Genomic DNA, 17,653 nt, shown 5'->3' with positions numbered 1-17,653 from the left:
TCGGAATTATTCATGAGCTATCTTGCGTTAGCGCGAAAATGGCGACCAACCAAATTCAAAGAAGTGGTTGGTCAAGCCCATGTTTTAACAGCATTAGAGAATGCCCTTAGCCAGAACAGGTTGCACCATGCATACCTGTTCAGCGGTACACGAGGTGTCGGTAAAACGACCATCGGCCGTTTGTTTGCGAAGGGACTCAACTGTGAAACAGGCATTACCTCAACACCTTGTGGTGAATGTGCAACCTGTAAAGAAATCGATGAAGGTCGCTTTGTTGACCTACTTGAGATTGATGCGGCATCACGTACTAAGGTAGAAGATACCCGCGAGCTTCTGGACAATGTTCAGTACAAGCCTGCACGTGGTCGCTTCAAGGTTTACCTAATCGATGAAGTACACATGCTTTCTAGGCACAGCTTTAACGCGCTTCTAAAGACCTTAGAAGAGCCGCCTGAGTATGTGAAATTCTTGCTCGCAACAACGGATCCACAGAAGCTTCCAGTAACGATTTTGTCGCGTTGTTTGCAGTTCCACCTTAAGCCGATCAGCGTTGATAATATTCACGAGCAGCTCGATCATATTCTTGAACAAGAAGATGTGACGTCTGAATCTCGTGCACTTGGAATGATTGCTCATGCTGCTGATGGCAGTATGCGTGATGCACTAAGCCTTACAGATCAAGCAATCGCATTGGGTAACGGCAATGTTGTAACAGATACTGTTGCTCATATGCTCGGGACACTGGATACCGACCAAGCTATCCACTTGCTTGAAGCGATTAGCAGTAAGCAGCCGCAACAAGTAATGGCGTGTATTCAAAGCCTTGCTGAGAACGGTGTTGAGTGGGACGGTTTGCTGAATCAGCTTGCGACTCAACTGCATCGTCTTGCGATGTTCCAAGCTTTGCCATCTACATTAGATAAGGCACAGCCTGACGCAGAGAAGCTTGAGTTACTGAGCAAAGCGCTTAGCCCACAAGACATTCAACTCTACTACCAGATCGTGTTGAAAGGTCGTGAAGACTTACCATTGTCGCCAACCGCTCGCGTTGGTATTGAGATGGTGGTTTTACGCATGTTGGCATTTAGACCAGCTGAACAAGCGGTTGCTACGGCAATCTCGACTCAGTCGGCAAGCCCAGCGCCAGTTCCAGCAGCTCAAGCTCAGAACGTTGCTCAACCTGTGAGCCAATCTGCGCCAATGGTAGCTCCGAGACAGCCTCAGATGCAACAACAGGCGCCTCAACAGCAGCCTATGCAGCAGCAACCCGTGCAACAGGCTCCGCAGCAGAACCCAGCACAGTATTCAGATTCGCAAGGTTACGCTGAACATTCAGGCAACCAAGGTTATCCAGAACAGGATTACCCGCATAGCCAGTATGACGCGCCTCCTGCTTATGATGAGCGTCCAAGCTACGGAGCAGAGCAGCCTCAGCAGCAACAAACGAATTATCAGAACCAGAGCCCGGTTCAACAGCCAAGCGCTGCACCTTCTGCACCTTCTGCTCCGCAAGAGCAGCCAGTGCGTGCAACTTCGCCTGTGAGTGGTTTACGCCACCAATTACGTTCTCAACGTAGAGGCAGTTCGGCAACAGAAAACAAAGGCTCGGCGCCAAAAAAGGCTAAAGCGACACCTGCTAAAACTTCAGTTCTTGATCGAGTTGCTCAGCAACACGGTGGTTCTGAGCGGGTGTCGCCAGCTTCTTTATCAGCCTCTTCGACAGAAAATGTGACCAACGATAATGAACCTTATCGCTGGAAACCGTCTAAACCTGTAGTGAAAGAGGTGAGCAAAGAGCTTACACCTACTCAAATCAAGCGTGCGTTAGAGCATATTAAGACACCAGAAATGGTCGACAAATTGCTTCAAGAGTCGATTGCTCAAGATGAATGGTCCGCCACGATTCAAAAGCTAGAGACAGCCAAGCTTGTTGAACAGTTAGCATTGAACTCAGTGTTTGCTAAAAACGACACATCAATCACTTTAACGTTAAGGGCGAGCCAAGCTCATTTGAATACGGACCGTGCACAGAGTGAGCTATTGCAGTCTCTCAATACTGTGCTTGGAGAAGAGTGTCATTTGAGTGTTGAAATCGGTGATGGCGGAGAAACGCCGCTAGAATTACGAGAAAGATTGTATCAAGGTAAGTTGAAAGACGCGTTTACCGCGTTGGAAAACGATGCCAACGTACAGTTCATTGAAAGACGTTTTGCCGCTGAACTCGACAGAGACAGCGTTCGTCCTATCTAGAACGTTTTCTTGTTTAGTGACCGGCTTATCATCCCAGATAAGCAAATCTGAGAACTGAACAACGAGGGGTTGAATCACACTGTTTTAACCCCCATTTAAGCTCGTATAGCTTAATTAATTTTAATAAACCAATTAGACCAGAGAGTATTAACATGTTTGGTAAAGGCGGTATGGGCAACATGATGAAGCAAGCCCAGCAAATGCAAGAGCGCATGCAAAAGCTTCAAGAAGAAATCGCAAATATGGAAATTACAGGTGAGTCAGGTGCTGGCCTTGTAAAAGTAACGATCACTGGTAGCCACAGCGTTCGCCGTGTTGATATCGATGAAAGCCTAATGGAAGACGATAAAGAGATGCTTGAAGATCTTATCGCTGCTGCTTTCAACGATGCGGCTCGTCGCGTTGAAGAAACTCAAAAAGAGAAAATGGCTAGCGTAACTGGCGGAATGCAACTTCCACCAGGTATGAAGATGCCTTTCTAAGTAACTTATTCTTAAAGGTTAATTCAGGTGGTGGTTTGTATTGAACAGGCTATTACTTGAACATTAGAACGGTTAAATATGCGTACCAGTCATATGCTGGAGCATTTGATGGAGGCCTTACGTTGTCTACCTGGGGTTGGCCCCAAGTCGGCGCAGCGTATGGCCTTTCATTTGTTACAGCGCGATAGAAAAGGCGGCCTACAATTGGCTGAAGCTCTTAGCCAAGCAATGACCGAAATTGGTCACTGTAATGAGTGCCGTACTTTTACTGAAGAAGATACTTGCCACATTTGTACCAATCCTAAACGTCAGGAAAATGGTCAAATCTGTGTAGTAGAGAGCCCTGCAGACATTGCAGCAATAGAAGCGACAGGCCAATATTCAGGCCGTTATTTTGTATTGATGGGTCACCTTTCACCACTTGATGGCATTGGTCCAAGTGACATCGGTCTTGATGTTTTGGACTACCGCCTGCGTCGTGGTGATATCTCTGAAGTAATCCTAGCGACTAACCCAACAGTTGAAGGGGAAGCAACAGCGCATTACATTGCTGAGCTATGTAATGCCCATGAAGTGAACGCTAGCCGTATCGCTCATGGTGTTCCCGTTGGTGGTGAGCTAGAGCTGGTGGATGGCACCACGCTTTCGCACTCCTTACTCGGTCGTCATAAGATCTAAAAAAGCCGCTTGGTGAATCATCACTAAGCGGCTTTTTCTTTTATTGCTTTAGACGTTTTTCAGCGCTTAATCTGAACCTCTCACCGCTTTGTATATCATCGCGCCAATCACGGCACCAATAATTGGTGCCACCCAGAATAGCCATAGTTGTGAAACAGCCCAGTCACCGACAAATACAGCCACGCCGGTACTTCGAGCAGGGTTCACAGAGGTGTTAGTGACAGGGATACTGATTAGGTGGATCAAGGTCAAACAGAGACCAATCGCAATGGGTGCAAACCCAGCAGGCGCTTTTGAATCAGTTGCACCCATGATCACGAATAGGAATACCATGGTCATGACCACTTCACAGACCAGTGCTGCTGTGAGCGAGTAGCCGCCCGGTGAGTGTTCACCGTAACCATTTGAAGCAAAGCCAGATGCCGCAGCGTCAAAGCCTACTTGGCCTGAGGCAATCACAAATAACACTCCACCCGCGATAATACCGCCAATGACCTGGGCAATAATGTAAGGTGCGACGTCTTTGGCATCAAAGCGACCACCGCTCCAAAGTCCAATAGTAACAGCAGGGTTGAGATGACAGCCAGATATATGGCCAATAGCAAAAGCCATGGTGAGTACGGTTAAACCAAAGGCGAGGGAAACCCCGAGTAAGCCGATACCTACATCGGGAAAAGCAGCGGCTAAGACGGCACTACCACAACCCCCTAACACCAACCAAAATGTACCGAACATTTCTGCGATATACCTATTCATAACGATCCTTATTAATCTGTACCAGTATCAACAAGATAGTTTAGATTTCGAAGAATTGTGAAATCTTGGGCATATAGGAGGAAGAAAAGGTCAGCTAATCTTAGGTAATGGCTTCTAACTCGATCAGGTTATCAAGGGCATCTTGGTCGGTTTTACCACAAATTACAGGGCAAGCTTTGAATTGGTGACATACCTTCGGACGTGAAGGTTGACCAAACAATTTGCAGAGATCTTGCTCATTTAATTGGATGCAGCGTACGCCAGCAGGCTTACCATTAGGCATTCCAGGAATAGCAGATGTAATACTCGGAGCGATACAACATGCTCCACAACCTAGGCGACATTCCATCAAATTAAACTCACTAAATAACAGGGTGCGCGATAGTAGCAAAAAATGATGAGAGTGACAGCTGTTGATTGAATCAAAGAATGAACAATTATTATCCTTGAACTTTTTATGGGCTAGCGGTATAACACGCACCCCAGTAAAAGAGTAAGAAGTAATCCTATGACGAATCCATTTTGGCAAGAAAAGACACTAGAGCAAATGACCGAGAATGAGTGGGAATCACTTTGTGACGGTTGTGGTAAGTGCTGCCTGCATAAACTAATGGATGAAGATAGCGATGAAGTTTACTACACCAACGTGGCGTGCAGCTGGTTAAACGACAAAACATGCTCGTGTAAAGACTACCCGAACCGCTTCACTTCAGGTGAAGAGTGTTTGAAGCTGACTCGTGACAAGATCGATGAATTTCACTGGCTACCAGACACTTGTGCTTACCGTCTTCTATCAGAATCTAAGCCGATCCCTGAATGGCACCCGTTGATCACCGGATCAAAAACAGAGATGCATGCAGCAGGTGAAAGCGTTCGTAACAAAGTAGTGTACGAAATTGATGTGGTGGATTGGGAAGACCACATTTTGAACCACCCGAATCGCTAGTTAACGAAGACTAGTCAATCACCCGAATAAAAAAAGGCTCACATTTCTGTGAGCCTTTGTCGTATTTAGGAGGGTCCAAATCAATGGACTGTGTCATGGCTAATGTCAAGCAAGCGGTAAGTCTGCAACCACCTGGTTGAACGTGATACGAGCATTCTGAGCTTGCTCAGATAACTCGATCTTTTTCGCTTGTGCGGCACTAAGATTACTCTCGGCCTGCTCAAGTGCTTGTTGTAGGTTCTCTGGTAACTCGTGAGTTTCCATTTGTGAACCTTGTTCTAGCACATAAGCGCGAATTTCTTTCTTCACTGCGGCAAGTTCTGTGTAAGCAACACGCTCAAGTTCTGCAGCTTCTTGTGCTGCATCTCTCTCTTTCTCAAATTGAGCCAGCGCCATACCTTCAGCAGACCAAGGGTCCATGTCTGGCAGTTCTTCGATGTTGATCGTTGGCTCGATGTACGCATCTTGATGGCGTAGGTCGAGGTTAGTCGCACGAACCGCTGAAATCATCAACATGACAGAGATAGCAAGCAGCGGTAAGCCACCAACAATCGCTGCGGTTTGTAGCGTACTTAGGCCGCCCAAGAACATCAGAATAGTTGGCAAGAACGATAGAGTGAATGCCCAGAACATACGGTTCCAGCGCATTGGCTCTTCGGTCACGTTGTTTTGTACAACAGACGCTAGGATGTATGAGATAGAGTCAAATGTCGTTGCCGTAAAAATGATACACAGCATTGTAAATACAGCGATAACCAGCGTGCTCATTGGCAGTTGTGCAAGCATCGAGAAGATAGCTTTGGTTGCGCCTTCAGCATTCAAAATCGCTACTACATCCAGCTCACCAGAAAGCTGCAGTGATAGGCCGTAGTTACCTAAGATCATGAAGAATAGGAAACAACCTAGAGAACCAAAGAAAATCGAACCTGATACCATTTGTTTGATGGTTCTGCCGCGAGAGATACGCGCAACAAACAGACCCATACTCGGTGCAAATACTAGCCACCATGCCCAGTAGAAAATCGTCCAGTCTTGTGGGAAGTGAGTGTTTTCGAATGTACCGTAGCCACCAAATGGTTCAGCCCACGTTGCCATCACGAAGAAGTTAGACAGTAGACGACCAATTGAGTCTAAACCTGTTTCTAACATGAAGATTGTTGGACCCGCGATCAGAACGAAAGCCAACAGACCCATTGCACCCCAGAAGTTGATGTTACTTAGGATCTTGATGCCTTTTTCCAATCCAGCATAAGATGAGTAAGCAAAAATCGCTGTACACACTAAAAGCACCATCACTTGCGTCAGGTTATTTTTAGGTAGACCAAATAGGTGATTCAGACCTTCAGTGATTAGAGGTGCAGCTAAACCTAGTGTTGTTGCAGCGCCGCCTAATAGACCGAAAATGAAAAGGATATCGACGATTTTTCCAGGTACGCCTTTACTACGGTGTTCACCAAGAACAGGCATTAACGCGCTAGAAATTTTTAGAACTGGCTGTTTGCGTACATAGAAGAAGTAAGCGATAGGAATCGCAGGGATCAGGTAGATAGACCACGCGATTGGTCCCCAGTGGAACAAACCGTAAGTTGCAGCCCAACGAACCGCTTCTTCACTGCCCGGCTCTAGTTGGAAAGGCGGTGATTGGTAGTAGTAAGCCCACTCAATACAGCCCCAGTACAAGATACTTGCACCGATACCGCCACAAAATAGCATTGCAGCCCATGATGCTGTTTTGAATTCAGGCTCTTCATCAGCTTCGCCCAGTTTAATTTGTCCCATATCACTGAACACAACGTAAACCATAAATGCACAGGCAGCGAGGCCTAGCGCAAGATATAAAAATCCAAGTTGGTCCGTCATGAATGTTTTCGCAACCGCAATCCAGTCTGCGCCCTGTGCAGGGAACAAAATGAGCGGGAAAACTATCGTGAGTAGGAGTGCAATCGCACCAAAGAAAGTAGGCTTATCAATAAGCTCAAAAGTGTTTTTCACGAGTATTATTCCATTAAAATGAGAGCGGAATTATGGAATGAACTCGTTTTTTAGACCAAATCGGGTCTGTTGTCGTGACGACAAATCGCTTTAATGCAGAGAGGAAAGTGCAGTAACAGAGGGGAAAGTTAGATTAAGGCAAGTAGAATGCCACCAACGGTTGCCGCTGCGGATAAGTATTGCCCAGCTGAATAAGAACCATCGTCCTCTTCTTCAATCTTATCTGGGTGATCCATACCTAAAGCGCCATGAGCAAATGACTCAACCTTATCGGTAACGGTCTCGTTTTCAGCTTCGACTTTCTTGGCTTCTTTATCGATTTCTTTAAGTGCAGATAATAGGGCTTTGCCTTCATCAGAAAGCTTCACGGTATTTTGCTCAACCTTAAGCGGCGCAGGCTTTTCAGCTTCAGTGCTTTTAGCTTGTGCATTCATTTGCGAAGGTGAATACAGCTGAGTATTACTCGTTCCTACTGGCGTCATATCGCTCTCCTTACCTATCCTTAAATATAGTATCGGCAGAGGTGTGAAAAACTTGTGCAATTAATCATCGATAGTGATGTTTTTTATTCGCACATTACATTTTCGTCTGCTTGGTTAAATCGTCTATTTACTAAGCAAGTCTTGTGCCGATAAGAATGTTTGATTTAGATAGAGTTAGGATGAATGACGGGAACGTGATCAAGTTTTGACGATGGGCTAATTATCTAGGATTAGCCCATCGACTCTTTAGCTTAGAAGAGTGGATCAACAGACCTTACTCACACTCTAGGCTAGCGCTGCGTTTTGACAGGTGCTTGTATGCCTTCATTCGGTTCTCTTTCTTAACAAAGCGAGCCGGCGGCGAAAGTACTTTTAGCTGGTAGTCATTGCTATCTGATGAAACCTCTTCAACTGGGCTGATGATGGCGATTCTCAAATCAGGGTTACGACGTAGAATTGATGCCGCCGTCCCTAAACCACCCTCGGTGTGGAACTTGCCAGCCACATGAATTACTTGTTTATCAGGGTTTGATGCTAGGTAATCCACAATCGACTCAGCCATGGTTTCATCCCAGGTTACCTGAGCGGCAAACTGTTTTTCTGTTTGCTCTGGCGTACCGTGGTGCATAGAAGCCATGAACTTTTCTTTGTAAGGGCTATCGCCAGTATTCACTTCGGCAGCAATCCATTGGCGTTGCTCGGTCGATAATTGGTCTAGGTAAGGCAATCCTTTACGGCCAATACACTGCACGAATGGCTTTGGTGCATTTGCCGCAATAACATCGACGTCATTGGCTTTTGCGAACTCAACTAACGCGCGGTAATCACTTTCGTAATTTGGCCAAGCTGCCGCTTGAGACATGAGAATTTGTTCGCCAATTTCGCCGTTTAAGTATTGGTCAAGTGTGGCTTGGTGCTCTCGAGTGAATTGTTCCATTGAAAGCGCAATGTTTGATGTTGCGTTGCGGCGCGCTTTTAAGAAGTCGGTTTGGAAGCGGTGAATGGCAGAATGCGTGTGCCATTCGCCAATTAGAACCACATCAGCGTCAATCAGCTGCTCGGGTAATGCATCGAGAGAAAGTGTTTCGCCTTGTGGAGAAGCGAACTGGTAGTCATAGAATGTGGAAACGGATTCCGTTTGAGCCACTTTTTGAGAAGTGTCTTTTGCAGGTTGACTAGCACAAGCCGTGAGAAGAGTAGCTAATCCGATAAGAATAATACGTTGCATGAAATGCCTCCTTGAAGAACACGCATACTAAAGGAGGCAAGATAAGATTTCAATGCAAACGATAATCAATATCAATTAAATTTGTTTGCGGTACACTCGCAGCATAAAGTCAGCTTCACAGTTGAATTGCTCTGCCTCGGTGAGTTGTTGTTTAAACTCTTCACTCGCCTTCCAAGCAAACGGCGTCATCTGTAGCAGGTCGAATGCATCTGACCCCGATAGTTCCATCATATAGTTTAGTTGCTCTTGGTGCTCAAGCGTAAAACCTTCGATCACTTCTGGATCTTCATCGTGCAAACGAACGCCATCATAAATTGCATCACGCAGTTGATACAGGTGTCGGCTAGCTGGTGTCACGGTGATCACCACACCATTATCTTTGATGGTGCGTTGTAACTCTTCAGCCTTGCAAGGCGCATAAATGCGTAGAATGCCGTCTAAGCTGCTTTCAGCAAAGGGTAGGCGATGACTTGATGCAACTGAGAAGTCGACAGCAGGGTAGCGTTTAGCGGCGTATTTGATAGCAATCTTAGAAATGTCTAGGCCAAAAGTCGCACCATTCTTTTCTTGAAGATTCACAGCAATTTCGTTGGTGTAATACCCTTCGCCACAACCAATATCCAATAGACTAGGTGCCTCAGCTGGTAGATAGCGAGAACACAATGTCACCACCGCTTGGCGCATTGGGTCATAGTGGTTACCTTCAAGGAAACGACGACGTGCCTGCATCATCTCTTTGTTGTCACCTGGATCTTTTGAGCGTTTGTGGTGCGCAGGCATCAAATTGACATAGCCTTCTTTCGCTAGGTCGAACTGATGGTTCTTTTCACACTTAAACGTACGATCGTTCTGAGATAAAGGTTGGTGACACAAAGGGCATTGGTAAGTCATTGCGAACTCGAGGTAGAAATTTCAAGTCCAAAATTTTAACAGGAAGCATAGTGGGGCGCTAGAATAAACGCAGCTGTGTTGGTTAACGGCAATCCGAGAGTAGATAGAACCAGTCAGTGAAGAGATAGAGCCAACGAATGGTTGGCTCTATTAGTTATGAGCGAGTCGCTGATAAAACAGAGAACTCAGCTTTTAGCTAAAGAAGTTAACTTGATTCTTCAACGATTCCGCTTGTTTCTGAAGCTCATCAGCACTGTGAGAGGTCTTAGCGCTGGTTTCACGGCTTTGTTGGTTCAAGTCGCTGATCGCATGCGCGTTCGCTGCTATCTCTTGAGAAACCTGAGCTTGCTCTTCTGATGTCGCAGCAATGGTTTCAGCTTGAGAAGCAATAGATTCAACTTGAGAAGCAATCGACTCTAGTGCGGTGCCTGCTTCTTGCGCTTTATCGAGTACTTGGTTGGCGTTCGATTGGCTTTGTGTCATCAGGTTTACGGCATTGTGGGTCGAAGACTTTAGCTTCTCGATGATGCTCACTACATCTTGTACTGATGTTTGTGTTCTATGAGCGAGCGTTCTTACTTCATCAGCAACAACGGCAAAACCACGACCTTGTTCACCCGCTCGTGCTGCTTCAATCGCAGCGTTCAATGCAAGCAAGTTGGTCTGCTCTGCGATGTCATCAATCATCTTGGTGACGGTTTGAATGCTTTCGCTATCAGAGCTTACTTGCTCGATAGCCGATGCTGACTTGTCTAATTGATCATTCAGTTGGGCAACATCAATACACACACCTTCAACGACTTCTAAACCTTTCTGGCTGTCTTCATTGGCAAGGCGAACATTTTCCGCAATGCTGTTTACCTGCTGCGCTACTGATTCAGCAGAGGTGGCCATCTCTTCTATGGCAGTAACGACTTGCTCTACCTGTGCTTGCTGGCGATCAGATTGACTCAAGTTGTGGCTGGCATCTTGTGACACACTGCTTGAGCTGTTCTGTACTTGATCACTGGTTGCACGAATCTCGCCCACGAGTGTGTTCAGCTGGGCTGCCATGTTCGCAACACCGGTATTCAGATTGCTGATCTCGTTTTTGGTCTGCTTACCATTGTTTGGAATATGCAGGCTTACTTCGCCTTTTCCTAGACGTAGCATGTACTCGTTTAACGTCGTTAGTGGCGTCAGTGTACGGTTCAACACGAAGGTTAACGCAACGATGGTGGCGGCAGCAATCAAGGTGGCAATAATAGCGATGAGCTTCAACAGTTCATCAGTGCCCTTGGTCACTTCCTTGATAAAAGTCCCACCAAGCAGTTTCCAATCCCACCCAGAAACTTCAGTGTAGACGAGATATTTTTCACCTACCGTCCCTTGGTACTCAAAAGGGTAGAGAATCAAACCGGATTGCTGTTCAAAGATCTGATAGAAAGGTTTGTTGCCGTCGTAGTCAGCCACGTCAACAATCGATTTACCACCGCCAACGTTAGTAGGGTGCAGTAAGTACTGGCCTTGATGCTCTTTCTCGTTATCAACAATGATGGTGTATCCGGTGTCACCCCATGATACAGAGCGTAAAGATTCAAACAGACTTTGAGTTGCCTCTTCTACTGGCAAGCCAATGAAAGAGACACCGTTTACTTTACCTTGAGCATTGGTCAAAGGCGCATAGTAGGTGATGTAACGTTGGCCGAAGAGCTTAACTTGAGAGTAATAAGGCTGGCCATTCTTGAGCTTGCTATAGCCTGGATGATTTTTCCCTAGCGTGGTCGCAACGACTCGTTCGCCTGATGGCTTTTTAAGAGAAGTCGACACACGAATAAAGTCGTCGCCAAATGGGGCAAATAGGGTCGCTACGGCGCCGGTGTCGCGAGTAAAGCTATCAACCAGTTTGGTGTCGTTGATTAAGCTCTCACCGTATTGAGTCATGTTAGGAATGGAATGACCGTTGAACTCAACATCATAACTTTCAACATAAATACCTGCTAGGTAACCGTTGCGAAAAGTGGATTCTAAAACTTTGGCGGTATGCAGGTAGGCATCGAACTGACCAGAGATGGTTTTGGCCATCGCTTCTACTTTGGATTGGTGTTCTTTTAACGTGTTGTCTAATAACACCTGAGAGGCATTTCTATATACGAGTGTCGCAATGGAGCCAAAGGCGATAAGCAAGCACAGCAAAATGACCAACTTAAGTTGGAAGCCAACACTTTGATTTTTGTATTTCTCGAACATGAATTCACTATCCTGTCTTCATTGAGGTGTTGTTAAGTGGTTTTAAGGAAGTTTGTTATTGAGCTTTCTATCATAGGTACTTATTTATCGGCAGTAATTGATAATAATTAATGAATTGATAGTTATATTTATAAACTAGAGTGATGAGAGCTAAATGGTGCGGAGTTGAATAAAGAGGTGATGGACTAATAGGCTTGTGCTAAAGCATTGATTACTAAGCGATGCGTGTGAGGTTAGGGGCAATAAAAAATGCAGATCAATGAGCTGCATTTTTGTTTTTAATTAAACTCGCTAGAGGTCTAGTTTGAGGACATCACCGTAATCAGCTGGTGGCTTTCACCAGGCTGTAATGTTTTTCCTGCTTCTAGGCTTGGTGCGTGCAGTGTTGATTCAACACATAGCATGGTTAGGTAACCGTCGTCTTGCATGTCGCCCATACCAGCAGCGCCTTCTGCCCACGGGTTCCACAGTACTGCAGAGTTATGACCATGGTTTTCAACGGTTAGCGTGCGATCCAACTTCTTGTCAGCAACAAAGATTTGCGCTTCTGGTTGCGTGTAAACGCGGTCAATCGTGTCGGTCAGTACCAGTTCAGCTCCACCTTGGCAGATCTTGCCACCTTGCAGGCTATCAATGTACTCAGCACCCATACCTGTTGTGGTTGTGGTGTGAATATCACCAACGTTTAGGTAAGTGTGTAGGGCACCAGAGAAAGTCCATGGTTGAGAATCAGTGTTCTTCACGTCCAGCGTTACTTTTAGCTGCTCGCCGATCTCAACATTCAAACGTGCATCGAACTGATGAGGCCATACTGCTAGCGTCTCTTCGCTTGGCTTCAGACCTAAGCTAACAATCACGCCAGCTTCGCTTTCACGGTGTTCAACCAATTGCCATTCACTTGAACGGGCAAAACCATGTGCTGGTGCTGCAATGCGACCAAACCAAGGCCAACATACTGGAATACCACCACGCAGAGCCGTTTTACCGTCGAATTTAGCTTGTTGGCTCATCCAAATCAGGTCTTCTTGACCTTGCGGTTGGAATGACACCACATGGCCGCCAAATAGTGAAATCGCTGCGTTTGCTTTATCGTGGATAACGCGAACCAGTTTTACGCCTTCGTGCTCAACGATAGTGACGTTGTCAGAAAGTACCGCCAGTGCAGGTAGAGTAGATAAATCCATTACATGATCCTTCTAAGGAAATTGAATTCAAATGCTGACTAGAGTGATGCTTGTGTTTTCATGAGTGATAAACAGAGTCAGTATTAGAATTGAATTTTGCATTTGGGCTATCTTGATAGGCTTAGACAGACGCGGTTTAAAAGATAGCAGGTATTAAAAAGGCGACACTAAGGTCGCCTTTTTCAAAGTCTGCTCAAAACAGTCTTCGCTAATGCTTATCTAAAGCGATTTCTAAAAAGAAATTACTTAGAGATGTGAGCGATTAGGTCTAGAACTTTGTTTGAGTAACCGATTTCGTTGTCGTACCAAGATACAACTTTAACGAATTTGTCAGTTAGAGCAACACCAGCTTTAGCATCGAATACTGAAGTTTGAACTTCACCGATGAAATCTTGTGATACTACTTGGTCTTCAGTGTAACCAAGAACGCCAGCCATTTCGCCTTCAGAAGCTTCTTTCATTGCAGCACAAATTTCTTCGTAAGATGCAGCTTCTTTTAGGTTAACTGTTAGGTCAACTACAGATACGTTAGCAGTTGGTACACGGAAAGCCATACCAGTTAGAAGGCCGTTTAGTTCTGGAAGAACAACGCCTACAGCTTTAGCAGCACCAGTTGAAGATGGGATGATGTTTTGAGAAGCACCACGGCCACCGCGCCAGTCTTTAGCAGAAGGGCCATCTACAGTTTTTTGAGTTGCTGTAGTAGCGTGAACTGTAGTCATAAGACCAGACTCAATGCCCCACTTATCGTTAAGTACTTTAGCGATAGGTGCAAGACAGTTAGTAGTACAAGAAGCGTTAGAAACGATGTCTTGACCAGCGTAAGATGCTTGGTTAACGCCCATTACGAACATTGGAGTTGCATCTTTAGAAGGACCAGTAAGAACTACTTTCTTAGCGCCAGCAGTGATGTGCTTACGTGCAGTCTCGTCAGTTAGGAAAAGACCAGTTGCTTCAGCAACTACGTCTACTTCGATAGCATCCCACTTAAGGTCTTCTGGGTTACGCTCAGCTGTAACACGTACAGTTTTACCGTTAACGATTAGGTTACCGCCTTCAACTTCAACAGTACCGTTGAAACGGCCGTGAGTTGAGTCGTACTTAAGCATGTATGCCATGTACTCTACGTCGATTAGATCGTTAATACCTACTACTTCGATGTCTGCACGCTCTTGAGCTGCGCGGAATACGAAACGGCCGATACGGCCAAAACCGTTAATACCTACTTTGATAGTCATTGTAGTTGCTCCACAACTTAATTTCTGATTAAAGATAACTGGTAGTAAAATTACAGAATCCAGTATACATCTGCAATAGATAATCCGACTTAACTTGTTTAATGTCAAAAAAAAGCGACGCTTTTCTTAACAATTGGGTGTAAGTGGTTGAAAATTGACCATTGCGAGTGGCTCTGTACCCTTCCAGTTGGGTAAAATACCTCTAAATGATGATTCACTTATGAGTGTATATGTACAATGTTTCCTGGTGAGAAAGTATGTGCTACAAAACGACTCATATGCAAGCCTTTATAGAAAAAAGTAAATATAATAACTGATAATGTGGAGAGATATTAACGTGATTCAAAAGGGAGGAAATATGATAAAGCCTGATGAATACTGGCGTGAACGCCTAACGGACGACGAATTTGCAGTGTGTCGTCAACGTGGTACCGAAGCCCCATATAGCGGTAAGTTACTGCACAACCATAAGACGGGTGTCTATAGCTGCACATGCTGTGAAAGCCCTTTGTTTCTGTCGGATAACAAATATGATTCAGGGTGCGGTTGGCCAAGCTTTGATGCCCCAGTGAATGATGAAGCAGTACGCTATATAGAAGATCTAAGTCACGGAATGAAGCGTGTAGAGATCCGTTGTACCGCTTGTGATAGCCATTTAGGTCACGTTTTTCCTGATGGTCCGAAGACAACCGGTGAACGGTTCTGTGTTAATTCTGTGTCGTTAATTTTCAACAAAAATGACGAAAGTACGAAATAACTTGTAACTATTGTCTAATCCTTACAGGTCGCATTTGTCGATTTAGGAATGCTGAAACGTCCAAGATTTCAGATTTAACTCTAGTACAAATAAAAACAGCTACCAAAAAGGTAGCTGTTTTTATTTGGAAGCAGGTGAATAAGAAGCTTAAGTAAGAACACTATAAATGAAGCGATCAGTAACTCGGGACGATTGAAGGGCTGTAAATTCCATCCTCAATCGCTTCGACGATGTTGTCTGCGTCTTTATTTAGCTTCTTATAGGTTGCTTTGTCGAAATGGTACAACACCGTGAGCTCGGCTTCAGAAGCAATCGGCACATCAAAGTCTTTGGCAACCATTGCCCAAACGTACGCTTTTTCCATATGACCCAGGCTGTGGTTGATACTGGCCATCGACTTGAAGATTTCAGTGTTGGCTGCCGAGCCATTAGAAAGCGTTAACGCATTATTGAGTAGCTTAAGTGTCTTTATATGATTGCGGGTAGTATAGAAGGTTGCCAAGGCATATTGCATCTCAGCTGTGTTTAACGCTTCAGTGCCTTCTAGTTGTAGGAAACTGCGTCTGGCGTTGGTGTCCCCAGTTTGCGACCACAAGAAGTATAGCGTTTCCGGTGTATCGGATTTCGATAGCTCATCAACAATGCGCTCAGACTCTTCGATACTGTGCATTAAAGAGGTAAAGCGACGTTCTTGCAGCTTAGATTGATCGATCGTTTCGATCTGCGCCGCGAGTTCTAGGCACTTTTTGTAGGCAGTGACTAATTCGAATTCTTTAATTTTGTTGATTTCGGTGGGTTGCTTCTGAACTTCAAATCGATGCCAGATGAGGTCGGTACGTGCGACACGACATTGCCCATCGTTCATGTTCAATTGTTCACATTGAAGACCCGGGTTGCTTTGGCACAGTTGATCGGTATTTTTGTTCCCTTCAAGACACCCAACCAGAGTGAAAGGCAATAGGCTAATCGCCAACCATTTCATAATTTTCATATTCCTTCACTTGTGATCAGATGCACTTATTATTGGTCAGGTTCTTGACTCAATTCTGTTACGGGTTATTTTCTGGTGAAAATTGTTAAAACTAAGGCTTTACCATGGATGCAGAACAACTTCTTAGCGCAATGACACCCGAGGTCTACGAACGTTTAACCTACGCAGTTGAAACGGGTAAATGGCCAGAAGGTACGGCGCTCTCAAAAGAACAGCGCGACTCGTGTATGCAAGCGGTTATGTTATACCAATCTAAACATAACTCTGAAGCTCAACATATGACAATTGCAGCTGGTGGTGAGATTAGCTTTAAATCTAAGTCTGAACTAAAGAAACAGTTTAAGTCAGATCAAGAAGACATTGTTAGGGTTAACCCGAATCATTAAGCTTAAATTACAACAAAGGGGTGGCAATGTGCCACCCCTTTTAGTTTAACTCGTTTATTTATAAGCAATAAAACGATTTAGTTCACGTTAAGCCAGCGTTATTATCATCGAATAACTGGGGTTAACGTGAATCTTTGAACAGGTTATAAGCTCATCTCACCGCGCAACACTTGTTGCATCTGAGCCTTCACTTCTTCGTAGCCTAGGTTTTGGCTTAATAGATAATGCAATTTCGCCAGTGCCGCTTCTGGTGTCATATCGTAACCACTGACAACGCCCGCTTCTGCTAGTGCACAACCCGTCGCGTAACCCCCCATGTTGACTTTGCCAGCCAAACATTGAGTTAGGTTCACAACAATAACACCGCGCTCTGAGGCATCTTTCAGGTGCTGAAGCAGTTCTGGGTTTTGTGGTGCGTTACCCACACCAAAAGTAAGCAGAATCATCGCGTTAACAGGTTGTAATAGCGTGTTACGGATCACTTCGTGTGAGATGCCTGGGTACATTGTGATTACGCCGATAGGTTGCGGAGTAATGTTATGAACCTTGAAAGCACCTTCAGGTTGTTCGTTTACCTTGACGTTATTGCTAAGTTGGATATTGATACCCGCTTCTAGCAATGGGTTCAGGTTTGGAGATGTAAACGCATTGAAGCCATCTGCGTGTGATTTTGTGCTGCGGTTACCACGCATCAACTTGTTGTTGAAGAACAGTGTCACTTCGTTGATTGGGTAGTTTGCTGCAATGTGTAGCGCATTCAGCAGGTTTGCTTGTCCGTCTGAACGAAGCTCTGCTAATGGGATCTGAGAGCCCGTAACAATCACAGGTTTGCCGAGGTTTTCAAGCATGAAAGACAGTGCTGAGGCAGTGTAAGCCATAGTGTCTGTACCATGCAGGATAACGAAACCATCGTACTTATCGTAATTCGCGCGAATGTCATCAGCGATAGTCTGCCAATCAAGTGGCGTCATATCTGAAGAGTCCATTAATGGAGAGTATTCGTGAATGGTGTACTCAGGCATCTCTGGGCGATGGAATTCAGGCATGCCAGCTAGCTGCTTATCCATGAAACCTGCGACAGGAACATAGCCGTGGTCAATAGACTTCTGCATGCCAATTGTGCCGCCGGTGTACGCGATATAGATGTGTTTTCTTTCCATGGC

17 protein-coding genes are annotated in these 17,653 nt (G+C 45.2%); 6 read left to right on the top strand and 11 right to left on the bottom strand.

Going from position 1 to position 17,653, the window contains the following annotated elements; all coding sequences use genetic code 11:
• Positions 1-12: 12 nt before the first annotated feature.
• The 3 genes from dnaX to recR all read left to right on the top strand — a co-directional run bounded on the left by dnaX (position 13) and on the right by recR (position 3,410).
• The gene (gene dnaX / locus MSG34_RS08035; protein WP_248336959.1) at positions 13-2,250 is read left to right on the top strand and encodes a DNA polymerase III subunit gamma/tau; all 2,238 of its coding nucleotides are present in this window, start codon (positions 13-15) and stop codon (positions 2,248-2,250) included.
• A gap of 152 nt (positions 2,251-2,402) precedes the next feature.
• Positions 2,403-2,732, top strand: a complete 330-nt coding sequence (locus tag MSG34_RS08030) for a YbaB/EbfC family nucleoid-associated protein (RefSeq protein ID WP_050647394.1) — start codon at positions 2,403-2,405, stop codon at positions 2,730-2,732.
• Between the two features lie 78 nt (positions 2,733-2,810).
• Complete coding sequence (gene recR / locus MSG34_RS08025; protein WP_019823189.1) at positions 2,811-3,410, top strand: recombination mediator RecR; 600 nt, start codon at positions 2,811-2,813, stop codon at positions 3,408-3,410.
• Positions 3,411-3,476: 66 nt separating this feature from the next.
• On the opposite strand, the gene aqpZ is transcribed toward recR, so the two are convergent.
• Together aqpZ and MSG34_RS08015 are read right to left on the bottom strand one after the other, a co-directional pair.
• Positions 3,477-4,166 carry an aquaporin Z gene (gene aqpZ, locus MSG34_RS08020; RefSeq protein ID WP_050620916.1) on the bottom strand — a complete coding sequence of 230 codons (690 nt, stop codon included), beginning with the start codon at positions 4,164-4,166 and terminating at the stop codon, positions 3,477-3,479.
• Positions 4,167-4,266: 100 nt separating this feature from the next.
• Positions 4,267-4,515 carry a YkgJ family cysteine cluster protein gene (locus tag MSG34_RS08015; RefSeq protein ID WP_248336957.1) on the bottom strand — a complete coding sequence of 83 codons (249 nt, stop codon included), beginning with the start codon at positions 4,513-4,515 and terminating at the stop codon, positions 4,267-4,269.
• A gap of 159 nt (positions 4,516-4,674) precedes the next feature.
• Between MSG34_RS08015 and MSG34_RS08010 the strand changes: the two genes are divergently transcribed.
• A complete protein-coding gene (locus tag MSG34_RS08010; RefSeq protein WP_017059388.1) occupies positions 4,675-5,112 on the top strand; it encodes a YcgN family cysteine cluster protein in 438 nt (145 codons plus the stop codon).
• Positions 5,113-5,217: 105 nt separating this feature from the next.
• Here the strand turns inward: MSG34_RS08010 and MSG34_RS08005 are convergent, their stop codons facing one another.
• The 7 genes from MSG34_RS08005 to gap all read right to left on the bottom strand — a co-directional run bounded on the left by MSG34_RS08005 (position 5,218) and on the right by gap (position 14,356).
• On the bottom strand, positions 5,218-7,104 hold the full coding sequence (locus MSG34_RS08005) for a BCCT family transporter (protein WP_017063436.1): 1,887 nt from the start codon (positions 7,102-7,104) through the stop codon (positions 5,218-5,220).
• Positions 7,105-7,232: 128 nt separating this feature from the next.
• Positions 7,233-7,586 (bottom strand): hypothetical protein, encoded by a 354-nt coding sequence (locus MSG34_RS08000; protein WP_048610474.1) that lies wholly within the window; start codon positions 7,584-7,586, stop codon positions 7,233-7,235.
• A gap of 274 nt (positions 7,587-7,860) precedes the next feature.
• Positions 7,861-8,814: a ChaN family lipoprotein gene (locus MSG34_RS07995; RefSeq protein ID WP_050633715.1), complete on the bottom strand. Its 954-nt coding sequence runs from the start codon at positions 8,812-8,814 to the stop codon at positions 7,861-7,863.
• Between the two features lie 75 nt (positions 8,815-8,889).
• A complete protein-coding gene (rlmA, locus tag MSG34_RS07990; RefSeq protein ID WP_050633716.1) occupies positions 8,890-9,705 on the bottom strand; it encodes a 23S rRNA (guanine(745)-N(1))-methyltransferase in 816 nt (271 codons plus the stop codon).
• A gap of 192 nt (positions 9,706-9,897) precedes the next feature.
• Positions 9,898-11,934 carry a methyl-accepting chemotaxis protein gene (locus tag MSG34_RS07985; protein WP_248336955.1) on the bottom strand — a complete coding sequence of 679 codons (2,037 nt, stop codon included), beginning with the start codon at positions 11,932-11,934 and terminating at the stop codon, positions 9,898-9,900.
• Between the two features lie 299 nt (positions 11,935-12,233).
• The gene (locus MSG34_RS07980) at positions 12,234-13,118 is read right to left on the bottom strand and encodes a D-hexose-6-phosphate mutarotase (RefSeq protein ID WP_248336953.1); all 885 of its coding nucleotides are present in this window, start codon (positions 13,116-13,118) and stop codon (positions 12,234-12,236) included.
• A gap of 242 nt (positions 13,119-13,360) precedes the next feature.
• Positions 13,361-14,356: a type I glyceraldehyde-3-phosphate dehydrogenase gene (gene gap, locus MSG34_RS07975; RefSeq protein ID WP_009848658.1), complete on the bottom strand. Its 996-nt coding sequence runs from the start codon at positions 14,354-14,356 to the stop codon at positions 13,361-13,363.
• Between the two features lie 319 nt (positions 14,357-14,675).
• Between gap and msrB the strand changes: the two genes are divergently transcribed.
• A complete protein-coding gene (gene msrB / locus MSG34_RS07970) occupies positions 14,676-15,113 on the top strand; it encodes a peptide-methionine (R)-S-oxide reductase MsrB (RefSeq protein WP_248336951.1) in 438 nt (145 codons plus the stop codon).
• A 175-nt stretch (positions 15,114-15,288) separates the two neighbouring features.
• Here msrB and MSG34_RS07965 read toward each other — a convergent pair whose 3' ends face one another.
• A complete protein-coding gene (locus MSG34_RS07965; protein ID WP_193840586.1) occupies positions 15,289-16,095 on the bottom strand; it encodes a DUF2989 domain-containing protein in 807 nt (268 codons plus the stop codon).
• Between the two features lie 113 nt (positions 16,096-16,208).
• On the opposite strand from MSG34_RS07965, the gene MSG34_RS07960 reads away from it, so the two are divergent.
• A complete protein-coding gene (locus tag MSG34_RS07960) occupies positions 16,209-16,490 on the top strand; it encodes a DUF1315 family protein (RefSeq protein ID WP_010437067.1) in 282 nt (93 codons plus the stop codon).
• 143 nt (positions 16,491-16,633) lie between these two features.
• Here MSG34_RS07960 and ansA read toward each other — a convergent pair whose 3' ends face one another.
• Positions 16,634-17,650: an asparaginase gene (gene ansA, locus MSG34_RS07955; RefSeq protein ID WP_019823767.1), complete on the bottom strand. Its 1,017-nt coding sequence runs from the start codon at positions 17,648-17,650 to the stop codon at positions 16,634-16,636.
• Positions 17,651-17,653 lie beyond the last annotated feature (3 nt).

Source organism: Vibrio sp. 1CM2L (genome assembly GCF_023161695.1).
In the GTDB taxonomy this organism is placed as follows: Bacteria; Pseudomonadota; Gammaproteobacteria; order Enterobacterales; family Vibrionaceae; genus Vibrio; species Vibrio coralliirubri.
Note: the sequence above shows the minus strand (reverse complement) of the source record. Positions and strands in the feature narration are given on the sequence as shown.

What these genes read in the sequence shown, in the direction of transcription:
- MSG34_RS08030 (WP_050647394.1), top strand. Translation starts at nt 2,403, where the DNA reads ATGTTTGGTAAAGGCGGTATGGGCAACATGATGAAGCAAGCCCAGCAA.
- dnaX (WP_248336959.1), top strand. Translation starts at nt 13, where the DNA reads ATGAGCTATCTTGCGTTAGCGCGAAAATGGCGACCAACCAAATTCAAA.
- ansA (WP_019823767.1), bottom strand. Translation starts at nt 17,650, where the DNA reads ATGGAAAGAAAACACATCTATATCGCGTACACCGGCGGCACAATTGGC.
- MSG34_RS08015 (WP_248336957.1), bottom strand. Translation starts at nt 4,515, where the DNA reads ATGGAATGTCGCCTAGGTTGTGGAGCATGTTGTATCGCTCCGAGTATT.
- recR (WP_019823189.1), top strand. Translation starts at nt 2,811, where the DNA reads ATGCGTACCAGTCATATGCTGGAGCATTTGATGGAGGCCTTACGTTGT.
- aqpZ (WP_050620916.1), bottom strand. Translation starts at nt 4,166, where the DNA reads ATGAATAGGTATATCGCAGAAATGTTCGGTACATTTTGGTTGGTGTTA.
- MSG34_RS07965 (WP_193840586.1), bottom strand. Translation starts at nt 16,095, where the DNA reads ATGAAATGGTTGGCGATTAGCCTATTGCCTTTCACTCTGGTTGGGTGT.
- MSG34_RS07980 (WP_248336953.1), bottom strand. Translation starts at nt 13,118, where the DNA reads ATGGATTTATCTACTCTACCTGCACTGGCGGTACTTTCTGACAACGTC.
- rlmA (WP_050633716.1), bottom strand. Translation starts at nt 9,705, where the DNA reads ATGACTTACCAATGCCCTTTGTGTCACCAACCTTTATCTCAGAACGAT.
- gap (WP_009848658.1), bottom strand. Translation starts at nt 14,356, where the DNA reads ATGACTATCAAAGTAGGTATTAACGGTTTTGGCCGTATCGGCCGTTTC.
- MSG34_RS07995 (WP_050633715.1), bottom strand. Translation starts at nt 8,814, where the DNA reads ATGCAACGTATTATTCTTATCGGATTAGCTACTCTTCTCACGGCTTGT.
- MSG34_RS08010 (WP_017059388.1), top strand. Translation starts at nt 4,675, where the DNA reads ATGACGAATCCATTTTGGCAAGAAAAGACACTAGAGCAAATGACCGAG.
- msrB (WP_248336951.1), top strand. Translation starts at nt 14,676, where the DNA reads ATGTGGAGAGATATTAACGTGATTCAAAAGGGAGGAAATATGATAAAG.
- MSG34_RS07960 (WP_010437067.1), top strand. Translation starts at nt 16,209, where the DNA reads ATGGATGCAGAACAACTTCTTAGCGCAATGACACCCGAGGTCTACGAA.
- MSG34_RS08000 (WP_048610474.1), bottom strand. Translation starts at nt 7,586, where the DNA reads ATGACGCCAGTAGGAACGAGTAATACTCAGCTGTATTCACCTTCGCAA.
- MSG34_RS07985 (WP_248336955.1), bottom strand. Translation starts at nt 11,934, where the DNA reads ATGTTCGAGAAATACAAAAATCAAAGTGTTGGCTTCCAACTTAAGTTG.